We start from the raw sequence: 11276 nt of genomic DNA on the forward strand, positions 1-11276 counted from the left end.
AGAACAAGCTGGGTTCGGCCAGAAAATGTACGACCAAAGCTTGGTACTGGAGTAGTCGTCGCTGCAAACGGGTGCGTTCAGGTAGATGGGGGAAGCAGTCACCCAGGTTGGCGACCAGCCACAGGTAAAACCGACGGAACGAACCGCCTTTGAGGCTGAACATCAGCCCGATGGTGACCAACTCACTAAGGCTGAGCTTGGCTTGTTGATGTTCATGCTGTTCAGCCTTCGAACGCAGGGCATCGTCTACCCCAACGTACATCACCAAAGCAACGTCTTCCAGCGATAGAATGCATCTCGGGTCTGGCCGCATACACCAGACCCTATTCCTTTCTCCCGCTACTTTTCAACTAGCACCAGTGATTATGTAATGCCCCAAAGTTGCCTGTGAAAGAAGAGTTGGGATTACTGGCCGATCAGGCTTTTCTCGAGGTTCAGCAGCCATTCAGGCGTGATTTTGATAAAAAAGCTGTTGAGTTGGGTGAAGGTGCCGGTCAGCATCAGCACCCCCACTGCGATCAGGGCCACCCCTGCAGTTACTTCGGCCCAGCGGGAAAAACGGGCTGCCTTGCGCAAAACCGGGCGAACCCGGTCGGCAAAAAGGGCCACCAGCAGGAATGGCACCGCCAGACCCAGAATGTAGGCCAGCAAAAAGTGTACCCCCCCTCCGGCAGCGGTGAGGGTCAAAATACCGCCCAGAATCGGGCCGATGCAAGGCGTCCAGCCCAGGCCCAAGACCATGCCCATTACAAAGGCCCCCCAGGGCCGGCTGGTATCCCCCTGGTAGCGCAGGTTGACCCCCCACTTGGGCTTCAGGCCCAGCATGTACAGCCCAAAAAGCAGCATGATGACCCCGCCCACCTGGCCCAGCAGTTGGCGGTTTTCGAACAACACCCCCCCCAGAAGCGTAAAGGGCAGCCCCAGCAACAAAAACACCAGCGAGAACCCCCCCACAAAGAAAAAGGCGTTGAACAAGGGTCTTCCTCGTTCTCCACCCAAATACAGCAGATAGGTAGGCACCAGCGGCAGCACGCAGGGAGAAAGGAACGAAAGAATCCCGGCCAGGAAGGCAGCGGTCAGGCTCATAGCTGTCAGGATAGACCAGCCTGGCAAGGACATTCGTAATTCTTTCAAGGATTGCTGGGTATGATAGCTTGATGCAAGAAAATATTCTGGAACATCAACGTGAACAACGTATTCGCGCCATCCTGGAGGCGATTCCCGATGATTTGATGTTGGTGGATGAGAAGGGCAATATCCGAGAGTACAAAGCGGGTCGAAGCAACCATCACCTGCCCATGGATCGCTTTCTGGGCACCACTTTAGGCGAATTGTTCCCCCCAGACGTGACCCAGCAGCTTCAAGAGGCTATTCGGGCGGTGCTGAAAGGTGAGCAGGCTCTGATTATTGAGTTCAATCTGGAGGAGCGGGACTTCGAGGCCCGCATTGTCCCGATGGAGTGGGACACCGCTTTGATCCTTTTTCGAGACGTGACCCTCGAGCTGGAAGCAGAGCGGCTCAAGTCGGAGTTCATCGCTGCCGTCTCGCACGAGCTCAAAACGCCGCTGGCTTCGATTCTGGGCTTTAGCGAGCTGTTGCTGGAGGATGCTTGCAGCCCATCCGAGCTCAAGGAATTTCTGGAAAACATCCAGCACAGCAGCTTGCGGCTGAAGGATATGGTCAACAACCTGCTGGACACCTCCCGCCTGGAAGCTGGGCGGTTTAGCATCAGCCGGCAGCCGGTAGATCTGCAGGTCACCCTGGCCCAGACCGCCCGCAGCTTTGCCGGGGTAGCCAAGCTCAGCCAGATTCAGTTTGTCTGGGAGTTCGATCCCTTGCCTATTATTGAGGCCGATCCGGAGCGCATCGGGCAGGTGGTGGGCAACCTCCTCTCCAACGCCTTCAAGTTCTGCCCCAGGCAGGGCACCATCTGGCTGCGGGCCCGGCCTCATGGGGGGGTGTTGCTCGAGGTCGAGGACACCGGCCCCGGCATCCCGCTGGAGGAGCAGGGCCAGCTCTTCAACCGCTACAGCCGCACCCAGAGCGCCATCTCGAGGGGCATTGTGGGTACCGGCCTGGGGCTCTATATCTCCAGGGCCATCGTCGAAGCCCATCACGGGCGCATCTGGGTGGAGTCGGAGGAGGGGCGAGGGGCCAAGTTTAGCGTTTGGCTACCGGTACATTGATGTCGCATGTCGAAGGTCTCATGTCACAGGTCGGATGCGTTCAGCTTCTGGCTTTCGGCCAGGCTTTTATCGTTTTCCACTTTCCCTCTCCCCTTGCGGGAGAGGGTGGCGACAGCGCTGGCTAGTTTAGTGCTCCTTTTGCCAAATAAAACTATTCTGGCGGTAACCGCTGTCGCCGGGTGAGGGGTTGCAGCGACGATGCGCGGGCAAATGATAAGAGCCTGGCTTTCGGCTTTGAGCAAGTTCGCAGGTTGGCAGATTGCTGTACGCTAAGGCCATGCTGCGCCTGGTGGGTCTAAGTAAAACCTATCCTGGTTTTGCGCTTTCGGTCTCGCTCGAGGTTCCCCCAGGGCAAACCCTGGCGCTACTCGGGCCCTCGGGCAGTGGCAAAAGCACCCTCCTGCGGCTGGTGGCAGGCCTGGAGGCGCCCGATTCCGGTCAGGTCTGGCTGAACGAGACCGAACTGACCCCTCTACCGCCCGAGGCCCGCCGGGTTGGGTTTGTGTTTCAGGACTACGCTTTGTTCCCCCACCTTTCGGTAAGCGAAAACATTGCCTTTGGTCTGCGGGAAGCCCGCTGGGACAATGCCAGAGTGCGGGAGCGTGTGGCCGAGTTGCTGGAACTTACGCACCTCTCCCCCCACGCCCATAAACGCCCTGATCAGCTCTCGGGCGGCGAGCGCCAGCGGGTCGCCCTGGCCCGTGCCCTGGCCCACCGGCCCCAGGTACTGCTATTGGATGAACCTTTGGGTGCGCTGGATTTGAAGCTGCGCCAGGAGTTGCTGCTGGAGCTGCGGGCCATTTTGCGCCAGACGGCCGTGCCTTCCATCGTGGTAACGCATGACCAGTCCGAGGCTTTCGTAATTGCCCATCAAGTGACCATTCTACGAGAAGGTACCCTCGTGCAGCAGGGCGCACCCGAACAGCTTTTCAACCGGCCCAAGAACCCCTGGGTGGCCACCTTTCTGGGCCACCGCAACGTCCTGACCGCCGAGCAGAGCCAGCATATTGGTCTGCCCGCCCGCCCGCACCTGCTGCCCCTGGAGGCCCTCACGCTGGGGGAAGGCGAAGAAGCCAGGGTACAGGAGCGAATCTTCAAGGGTTTCACGGTGGCCCTGGAACTGGCCTGGCGTGGGCAGAAGCTCTACTGGGAGGGCCCGGAGCCGGGCCTTTATCCCGGCGACACTGCCCGCGTCCGGGTAGATTGGTCGAAGGTCGTTGCTTTGGAGGAAGAAGGCAACGAAGGTGAACCCTGGCAACCCGCGGACACCGTAACGCCGAGCGCAAGACCTTAGAAGGTCGTGCGTTCCGCAAGATTCAGACTGACACCAGACGCTCGACCTCCTGATTGCTTATGCATCCCTTCACCATCCTGCTAGGCGGTTCGGTCATCCCAACCCGGCGGCTCAAAGCCCAGGTGGCCGGAAGCCGGGTCATTGCGGCGGATGGTGGCATGATCCACGCCGGGCCGCTAGGGCTACAGGCCGAGTTGTGGGTTGGCGACTTTGACTCGGCCTCTGCGGAACTCCAGCAGACCTATGCCCATGTGCCGCGCGAGGAGCATCCGGTGGCCAAGGACTTTACCGATGGCGAGCTGGCCATCGAAGCAGCCCTGGCCAGGGGGGCCGACCGGCTCTTTCTGGTGGGGGCGATGGGGGGCCAGACCGATCAGACCCTGGCCCATCTGCTGCTGGGAATCCGGCTGGCCCGCCAGGGTATTCCCACCCTGCTCAGCTCGGGCCTCGAGGAGGCCCACCCCCTGCTACCGGGCACCCTGCAACTGGACTTGCCGCACGGGAGCAGGCTAAGTTTGTTGCCGCTGGGCGGTTTTGTGGGCCTGAGCCTTCGTGGGGTTCGCTGGCCCCTCGAGGGCGCCGAGGTGCCCCTGGGCAGCACCCGCACCCTTTCCAACGTGGCTTTGGGGCCGGTGGAGATGGCGCTCGAGGCTGGCTACGGGGTGGTGTTTGTCTACCCTGAGCCCGCCACTTTGTGAAACTCATCCAGAAACAACCCCAGCTCTTCAGCCAGATGCTCTTGCTCGAGCATGGCTTGCTCAAACTTTGAAGGTTCGTCCAGCAATTCGGGCAGGCGCAGCCAGCCCAGGTAGTACCGCCCGGCCAGACCCGGCTTTTTGAGCCGGAGGCGCTCGGTATTGGAGAGCAGGGCTTCAAACCCCTCTGGGCTACAGAGTACCGGGTACTGCACCGGCGAAAGCCGCCTCAGGAAAGCCTTGAGGAGGCCCGGGTTCGACCAGAACCCATAGTTGAGATCGTCGGTGATTTGTTCGATACGGGAGAGCAAGGCGGGGTCGCCCTGACGGCCTACCAGCTTGCGTACCAGTTCGCTACGCCGCAGGCGCAAGGTCGCGTACTCGCTCAAGGAGTAAAGCTTGCCGGGATAAAAGTCCAGGGCCTCGCGCAGCCGGTGCGCCATGACGTAGTCCTGGTATTCCCGGAAGGGATTCACAACCCTATTGTGCGACAAACGGGCAGATTAATGGAAGATTACCCCCGTTCGTGGGGGTTATTCTCATGATTCAGCCTGTCCTTAACGCAGTATATTCAGGTATGGACACTCGAGGCTGGGTTCTCAAAGCCATTGAGAGTTTACGTTTTGCCAGCGAAAAAGACATTGTGCGCTGGCTGGATGAGGAGGGCGAAAGCCTGTCCAAAGACGAGCTTCAGCGTACCCTCGAGCGCCTGCTCAAAGAAGATCAACTCGAGCTCAAAAACGACCTCTTTCGCCTCAAGCGCAAGGATGGCAGCCACCAGGCCTTTGACAATTTGTTCAAGGATTAGAGCGCACTTCGCATATTTTGAGCCATCCGAATAGTCGGCTACATGCCTAAAGTTGGCACCACCCCTTTCTAACCCCATCACACACATCAGAAGATCTTGCCTCGTTAGTCTAGGGGAATCATGATTACCTACTGCACCGCCACTACCGGCGATTTGCCCGAGATAACCGCCCTGCTGAACGATGCCCACCTGCCCACAGCAGGTCTGGAAGCGCACATCCTGAATTTCATGCTGGCCCTCGACGGCGAAAAGGTAGTAGGGTGCGCGGGCCTGGAAGTCCATCAGGATAGCGGTCTGTTGCGCTCTGTAGTGGTCGCACCGGGCTATCGTGCCCACGGCATTGGGGCCAAGCTAACCGAGGGCATGATCGAGCTGGCCCAGCAAAAAAACCTGACCTCGCTCTCGCTCCTGACCGAGACCGCCCAGGATTACTTTCCCCGCTTCGGCTTTGTGCAAGTCCCCCGCACAGAGCTACCTGCGGCCCTGAGTGCTTCAGAGGAACTCCAGGGGGCGTGCCCCGACACCGCCACCGCCATGCTGCTCAGGCTCGAGTAGCCGCGAGCCTTCGGACATGCGACTTGAGACCTGAGCCGCACGACTTTTCACCTAATCCAGCCTCCGAAATCCCCCTGGTTCGCTGGCCCTAACCGTCTTTACCGCAGAAGATTGACCCCCTTCCCAACCACCTGACTCCCGGCCAGCCTATGGCCCATCCCACCCCCACTCCCTCCTATTACGGCTGGCGCATTGCCTGGGCGCTGGCCCTCACCCAGACCATCGGCTTTGGCGTCCTGTACTACGCCTTTGGGGTTTTTGTGAAGCCGATGGAGGCCGAGCTGGGCTGGAACCGCGCCGAGACCTCGGCGGCCTTCTCGCTGGCTTTGCTGGTCTCGGGGCTGGCGGCCATTCCGGTAGGGCGCTGGTTCGACCGTCACGGGGCTCGAGCCCTCATGACCACAGGCTCCATCGGCGGGGCCTTGCTAGTCTGGGGCTGGGCCCATGTGCATCACCTGACCACCTTTTACCTGCTCTGGGCGGGGCTGGGGTTGGCCATGGCGATGGTGCTCTACGAGGTGGCTTTCGCGGTGCTGGCGGTCTGGTTTCGCCGCTACCGCCCCAGGGCCATGCTGGTGGTCACCCTGATGGCTGGGCTGGCCAGCACCATCTTTGTACCGCTCTCGACCTGGCTGGTGCAGCTTGCGGGCTGGCGCGGGGCGCTGGAAATTCTGGCCCTCATCTTTGCCCTGGGCACCATTCCCCTGCACGCCCTGGTTTTGCGCCGTCGGCCCGAAGACATGGGGCAGGTGCCAGACGGCGAGGCTATGGCGCTGGATTCCAGGAGCCCGGCCCCGGAAGCCAGCCTGAGCGCAAAAGAGGCCCTGCGCCAGCCCACTTTCTGGTGGCTATCGCTCGGGTTCGCCCTGTCCAGGGCTACCAGCATTGCCCTCACCGCCCACATGGTGCCCCTGCTGACCGAGAAAGGTTACGCACCCGCCCTGGTAGCTTTGGCTGCCGGAGGGGTAGGTGTGGTGCAGCTTGCAGGCCGCATCGTCTATACGCCGCTCAGTGAGCGCATCTCGCTCTTTAACCTGAGCGGTGCTTTTCTGGGGGGCTACGCCTTGAGTCTGCTCGGCCTGCTATTGTTGCCGGAGGGCGCGGGCCTCTGGGCCTTTGTGCTCTTTTTCGGCCTGGCCAACGGCTCCATCTCCCTCGCCAAGCCTGCCCTGGTGGCCGAAATCTACGGCGCAAAGCACTATGGCACCATCAGCGGTAGCATGAACTCTATCGTGGCGGTGGCCCAGACCATCGCCCCCTTTGGGGCTGGCGCCCTGCACGGGCTTTCCGGCAACTACAACCCGGTGCTCTGGCTTTTTGCTACCCTGGCGACCATTTCAGCACTGGCCATATGGCAGGCCCGGCCCAGAGCAGCGCTGGCCCAACCCTGAGGAGGCTCCAAGCGTTTCTGATGGCAACTCGATGTGCAAAGTGTTCAGGCAAGGTGGTTTTATAACACCGCTCACGTCCTGACACTTCCATGAAAAAAGGCCGATACTGTGCCTTGATGCGTATCCTGGTTCTCTGCACCCACAACTCCGCCCGGAGCCAGATGGCCGAGGGGTGGCTTCGGTACTGGGCCGAGAGAATGGATTATCCCGCTGAAATCTGGTCGGCGGGCACCGAGAAAACCTTTGTCAAGCCCGATGCCATTACGGTAATGGGCGAGGCGGGCATAGACCTGAGCGCTCACACCTCCAAAACCCTCTACGACCTGCCCAACCTCTGGCACTTCGACCTGGTGCTCACGGTCTGCGACGCGGCGGCTGAAACATGCCCGGCATACCCTGCCCAAACCCAGCGCCTGCACGTCTCCTTCCCCGACCCCTCCGGCAAGGGCCTGGAGGAATGGCGCAGGGTACGCGATGCCCTGGGCCGGATGAGCCAACACCTGATTCAAAGCCTCAAGCAGGGTCAGATGCCGGGCGAGAAGGACCTGGCCGAAGCCGCCGGGCTTACCCAGGCGCATTAGCAGGAGGTCGGCATGAGGAAACGCAAACTCTCGGTGCTGTTTTTGTGCAGCCATAACTCGGCCCGTAGCCAGATGGCGGAGGCCCTGCTGCGCCACTACGCAGGCGACCGCTTCGAGGTGTACAGCGCCGGGCTACACCCCAGCGAAATCCACCCCCTGACCCGGCAGGCGCTCTCCGAGATGGGCCTGGATATGCAAGGCCAGTACGCCAAAAGCCTGATGGAATACTGGGGTGGCAAGTTCAACTTCACCTACCTGGTGATTGTGTGCAGCCGGGCCGAACAGGAGTGCCCGCTGTTTCCCTTCTGTACCTACCGCCTGTACTGGCCCTTCGAAGACCCCAGCGCCGCCCAGGGCAGCGAGAGCGAGCGCCTCGAGGTCTTTCGCAAAGTGCGCGACCAGATTGCCCACAAGGTTCGGGAGTGGGTGCGGGAGCAGGAACAGAAGGGCCTGATCCCCAAAAGCGGCACCCAGACCGCCGAGGTTTGAGAGCACAATCGGCCCTGGGGCGCATCTGTCATACTGAACCGGTGCGCCTATCGTTCTTATTCTTGGTGCTCGCAACGGTATTGGGCTCTGCACTTGCCCAGCCGGGGAACGTCTTTCTGAGCGGCGCCCGCCACGAATACCAGCGGTATAACAACTGCGGCCCCGTTACGCTGGGAATGGCCATGAGCTTCTGGGGCAGCCCCCTAACCCAGTACCAGATTGCCCCCATACTAAAACCCAACAAAAACGACAAAAACGTAAACGCCGACGAGATGGCGGCCTATGCCCGTCAGCGGGGCTTTGGCGTGCATCTGGGGGTGGCGGGCGACCTGAACCTGCTCAAACGCCTGATAGCGGGGGGTTTCCCGGTGATCATCGAGACCTGGTTCGTGACCCCCGACCACGGCGGCATGGGCCACTACCGCCTGCTGGTAGGCTACAACGATGCCCAGGGCCTCTTCAACGCCTTCGATAGCTACTACGGCCCCAAAGTCACGCTGCAGTATGGCGATCTGGACAGGCTCTGGCAGGTTTTCAACCGTACCTATCTGGTGGTGTATGCCAGGGGCCAGCAAGACAAACTGGCCGCCATTCTGGGAAACCGGATGCAAGAGGGCCTCGAGTGGCAACTGGCCCTGGAGCAGGCCCGGCGCGAAACCCGGCAAAACCCCCAAAATGCCTTTGCCTGGTTCAATCTGGGCAGCACCCTGCTACGCCTGGGCAATGCCCCGGAAGCGGCCAGGGCCTACGACCAGTCGCGCCGGATCGCTCCCAGCCGCACCCTTGACCCCCGCCGTCCGGCCAATGCGGTGAGCAACTGGCCCTGGCGGATGCTCTGGTACCAGTTTGGCCCCTACGAGGCCTACTACCAAACCGGGCGCTATCAGGAAGTCATCGCGCTGGCCAACGATGTGCTGGGCCGGGTAGACGACCACGAAGAAAGCTACTACTGGCGCGGCCTGGCCCGCAAAGCCCTGGGGAACCTGGAGGGTGCCCGGGCCGATTTTCAGGCGGCGTTGCGCTACAAGCCCCATTACCGGGAAGCGGCCCTTGCGCTGCAAGAATTGCGGGCGCAGGGCTCGAGGTAGCCTAAAACAGGTCGGAAAGTTTGCAGGAAAAGCCAGGCAGTACCGATTCGTCCTCGAGGAGGTCGTCGGCCCCAACGGTGCGCCCAATGCCATCGGGCGTGTAGACCACCGCCTGCTTGCTGCGCGGGTAGATGACCCAGACCAAGCGGGTTCCAGCCGACAGGTAGTCGCTCACCTTCTCCCAGACCTCCTCGGCGGTTTCAAAGGGCGAAACCACTTCCACCGCCAGGTCGGGCGCAAAGGGCCAGAACCCCTCGGGTATGCCTTCGGGGGGGATGCGGCTTTGCCGAACAAAACTTACGTCTGCTGCCCGCACGCCATCCGGGTTGCGCCGAACCACGTAACCAACCTCTGTGGCCACATACCCATGCCGGCCTTGCTCGGCCCATTGCCCCAGCCGCATCAGGAGGCGCCTGACCACCTCACCATGCACCCCGCCTACCGGCATCCATTCCACCACCTCACCCCGCACCAGCTCCCGCTTGCCCTCACCCTCAGACAAGAGCCAGAATTCCTCGGCGGTAAGGAGTTTTTTGGCAATAGCCATACGGTAAGTATAGCGCAGGTTAGTCCCATTCTTTGCAGCCAACAACACGTGCGAAAGTGAGCTACCTCGAGTAGTTCGGCGCTTCCTTGGTAATGGTTACCCCGTGGGGGTGGCTCTCGATCAGGCCCGCGCCGGTGATGCGGGTAAAGCGGGTCTCGCGGCGGAAGGTCTCGAGGTCGGGCGCACCACAGTAGCCCATCGAGGCCCGCAGGCCGCCCACCACCTGGTAGAGCACGTCGCCTACCGGGCCCTTGTAGGGCACCATGCCCTCGATGCCCTCGGGAACCAGCTTTTTGGCCTCCACATTGCCGGGAGCCTTGCCAGAGTCCTGGAAGTAGCGGTCGGCAGAGCCCTGGCGCATGGCCCCCAGACTGCCCATACCCCGGTAGAGCTTGTAGCGACGGCCATCCTTGAGCACCTCCTCGCCGGGGGCCTCCTGGGTGCCGGCCAGCATCGAGCCGAGCATTACGGTATGGGCCCCGGCGGCCAGGGCCTTGGCCACGTCGCCGGAGTATTTGATGCCCCCGTCGGCCACCACCGGCACATCCAGGCCCTCCAGCCCGGCTACCGCCTCCATGATGGCGGTAATCTGTGGAACGCCCACTCCGGTCACCACCCGGGTGGTACAGATAGAGCCGGGCCCAATGCCCACCTTGACCGCATCGGCCCCGGCCTCGGCCAGCGCTCGAGCGCCCTCGGCGGTAGCCACATTACCGGCGATAATCTGCACTGCATCGCCAAAGGTTTGTTTGAGGTTCCGCAGGGCCTCCAGAATGCCCCGGCTATGGCCGTGAGCGCTGTCCAGCACCAGTACGTCTACCCCGGCCTCGACCAGCGCTTTGGCCCGGATGTCCAGATCCTTCGAGACCCCCACCGCAGCCCCCACCAGCAGCCGGCCCTGGGCATCCTTGGCGGCAAAGGGAAATTTCTGGCGCTTGGTCAGGTCTTTGAGCGTGAGCAGGCCCCGCAACCGCCCCTCGTGGTCTACCAGGGGAAGTTTCTCGATTTTGTGCTGGCGCAGCAGTTGCTCGGCCTCTTCCAGAATGGTGCCGGGCGGCGCAGTGATGAGGCGCTCCACCGGGGTCATGACCTCGGAGACCAGCCGCCCCATGTCGCGCTCGAAGCGCAGGTCGCGATTGGTAACCAAACCCAGAAGCTTGCCGTAGAAATCCACCACCGGCAGGCCGCCAATCTTGAACTCGCGCATCAGGCGCTCGGCATCTTCCAGGGTGGCATTGGGAGCCAGCGTGACGGGATCCTGGATCATGCCGGCCTCACTGCGCTTGACCTTACGCACCATAGCGGCCTGCTCCTCAGCGCTCATGTTTTTGTGAATGACCCCGATGCCCCCCTCGCGGGCCATGGCAATGGCCATCTCGGCCTCGGTGACGGTGTCCATGGCCGCCGAGAGGATGGGAATGTTGAGCCAGAGCTTTTTGGTCAGGCGGGTGCGGGTGTCCACCTCGCGGGGCAGTACCTCCGAGTAGGCCGGAATGAGCAGCACATCGTCGAAGGTCAGGCCTTCTTGCTGGATTTTTTCTGTTCTGGAACGGGGTTTGCTGGGGGTCTCGAGCATATTCCACGCAGTATAGCAGCCGTGCATGAAACCACCAACAGAGACCCCAGGAGCCTGCTGTAGTCG

Annotated in this window: 13 protein-coding genes and 1 pseudogene; 9 read left to right on the forward strand and 5 right to left on the reverse strand. The window is 61.5% G+C overall.

The genetic code is table 11. The features are described 5' to 3' along the window. Together J3L12_RS13000 and J3L12_RS13005 are read right to left on the reverse strand one after the other, a co-directional pair. Positions 1-313, reverse strand: a pseudogene (locus J3L12_RS13000) (hypothetical protein); the annotation flags it as partial. 92 nt (positions 314-405) lie between these two features. Next, positions 406-1119 carry a cytochrome c biogenesis CcdA family protein gene (locus J3L12_RS13005; protein WP_243455236.1) on the reverse strand — a complete coding sequence of 238 codons (714 nt, stop codon included), beginning with the start codon at positions 1117-1119 and terminating at the stop codon, positions 406-408. Between the two features lie 38 nt (positions 1120-1157). On the opposite strand from J3L12_RS13005, the gene J3L12_RS13010 reads away from it, so the two are divergent. From J3L12_RS13010 to J3L12_RS13020, 3 genes are all read left to right on the forward strand, one after another. Further along, entirely contained in the window at positions 1158-2186 is a 1029-nt protein-coding gene (locus tag J3L12_RS13010) for a HAMP domain-containing sensor histidine kinase (RefSeq protein WP_208015489.1), read from the forward strand. Positions 2187-2463: 277 nt separating this feature from the next. After that, on the forward strand, positions 2464-3480 hold the full coding sequence (locus J3L12_RS13015; protein WP_208015490.1) for an ABC transporter ATP-binding protein: 1017 nt from the start codon (positions 2464-2466) through the stop codon (positions 3478-3480). 59 nt (positions 3481-3539) lie between these two features. After that, positions 3540-4178 carry a thiamine diphosphokinase gene (locus J3L12_RS13020; RefSeq protein WP_208015491.1) on the forward strand — a complete coding sequence of 213 codons (639 nt, stop codon included), beginning with the start codon at positions 3540-3542 and terminating at the stop codon, positions 4176-4178. Here the strand turns inward: J3L12_RS13020 and J3L12_RS13025 are convergent. Then, entirely contained in the window at positions 4154-4651 is a 498-nt protein-coding gene (locus J3L12_RS13025) for a hypothetical protein (RefSeq protein WP_208015492.1), read from the reverse strand. The genes J3L12_RS13020 and J3L12_RS13025 overlap by 25 nt on opposite strands. A gap of 101 nt (positions 4652-4752) precedes the next feature. On the opposite strand from J3L12_RS13025, the gene J3L12_RS13030 reads away from it, so the two are divergent. From J3L12_RS13030 to J3L12_RS13055, 6 genes are all read left to right on the forward strand, one after another. Continuing rightward, positions 4753-4983, forward strand: a complete 231-nt coding sequence (locus J3L12_RS13030) for a hypothetical protein (protein ID WP_208015493.1) — start codon at positions 4753-4755, stop codon at positions 4981-4983. Between the two features lie 120 nt (positions 4984-5103). Continuing rightward, positions 5104-5538, forward strand: a complete 435-nt coding sequence (arsN2, locus tag J3L12_RS13035) for an arsenic resistance N-acetyltransferase ArsN2 (RefSeq protein ID WP_208015494.1) — start codon at positions 5104-5106, stop codon at positions 5536-5538. Between the two features lie 149 nt (positions 5539-5687). After that, positions 5688-6929, forward strand: a complete 1242-nt coding sequence (locus tag J3L12_RS13040; RefSeq protein WP_208015495.1) for an MFS transporter — start codon at positions 5688-5690, stop codon at positions 6927-6929. A 116-nt stretch (positions 6930-7045) separates the two neighbouring features. After that, entirely contained in the window at positions 7046-7510 is a 465-nt protein-coding gene (locus J3L12_RS13045) for an arsenate reductase ArsC (protein WP_208015496.1), read from the forward strand. Positions 7511-7522: 12 nt separating this feature from the next. Next, positions 7523-7999, forward strand: coding sequence for an arsenate reductase ArsC (locus J3L12_RS13050; protein ID WP_208015497.1), 477 nt, complete (start codon positions 7523-7525; stop codon positions 7997-7999). 41 nt (positions 8000-8040) lie between these two features. Then, positions 8041-9087, forward strand: coding sequence for a tetratricopeptide repeat protein (locus J3L12_RS13055; RefSeq protein WP_347708902.1), 1047 nt, complete (start codon positions 8041-8043; stop codon positions 9085-9087). Position 9088: 1 nt separating this feature from the next. On the opposite strand, the gene J3L12_RS13060 is transcribed toward J3L12_RS13055, so the two are convergent. Together J3L12_RS13060 and guaB are read right to left on the reverse strand one after the other, a co-directional pair. Beyond that, positions 9089-9634, reverse strand: coding sequence for a Uma2 family endonuclease (locus J3L12_RS13060; RefSeq protein ID WP_208015498.1), 546 nt, complete (start codon positions 9632-9634; stop codon positions 9089-9091). A gap of 61 nt (positions 9635-9695) precedes the next feature. Next, positions 9696-11210 (reverse strand): IMP dehydrogenase, encoded by a 1515-nt coding sequence (gene guaB, locus J3L12_RS13065; protein ID WP_208015499.1) that lies wholly within the window; start codon positions 11208-11210, stop codon positions 9696-9698. Between the last annotated feature and the right edge of the window lie 66 nt (positions 11211-11276).

Source organism: Meiothermus sp. CFH 77666 (assembly GCF_017497985.1).
GTDB lineage: Bacteria > Deinococcota > Deinococci > Deinococcales > Thermaceae > Meiothermus.

Bases quoted from the DNA above. Each gene is read 5' to 3' on its own strand.
- guaB (WP_208015499.1), bottom strand. From the start codon at position 11,210: ATGCTCGAGACCCCCAGCAAACCCCGTTCCAGAACAGAAAAAATCCAG.
- J3L12_RS13020 (WP_208015491.1), top strand. From the start codon at position 3,540: ATGCATCCCTTCACCATCCTGCTAGGCGGTTCGGTCATCCCAACCCGG.
- J3L12_RS13015 (WP_208015490.1), top strand. From the start codon at position 2,464: ATGCTGCGCCTGGTGGGTCTAAGTAAAACCTATCCTGGTTTTGCGCTT.
- arsN2 (WP_208015494.1), top strand. From the start codon at position 5,104: ATGATTACCTACTGCACCGCCACTACCGGCGATTTGCCCGAGATAACC.
- J3L12_RS13040 (WP_208015495.1), top strand. From the start codon at position 5,688: ATGGCCCATCCCACCCCCACTCCCTCCTATTACGGCTGGCGCATTGCC.
- J3L12_RS13010 (WP_208015489.1), top strand. From the start codon at position 1,158: ATGCAAGAAAATATTCTGGAACATCAACGTGAACAACGTATTCGCGCC.
- J3L12_RS13060 (WP_208015498.1), bottom strand. From the start codon at position 9,634: ATGGCTATTGCCAAAAAACTCCTTACCGCCGAGGAATTCTGGCTCTTG.
- J3L12_RS13005 (WP_243455236.1), bottom strand. From the start codon at position 1,119: ATGTCCTTGCCAGGCTGGTCTATCCTGACAGCTATGAGCCTGACCGCT.
- J3L12_RS13045 (WP_208015496.1), top strand. From the start codon at position 7,046: ATGCGTATCCTGGTTCTCTGCACCCACAACTCCGCCCGGAGCCAGATG.
- J3L12_RS13030 (WP_208015493.1), top strand. From the start codon at position 4,753: ATGGACACTCGAGGCTGGGTTCTCAAAGCCATTGAGAGTTTACGTTTT.
- J3L12_RS13050 (WP_208015497.1), top strand. From the start codon at position 7,523: ATGAGGAAACGCAAACTCTCGGTGCTGTTTTTGTGCAGCCATAACTCG.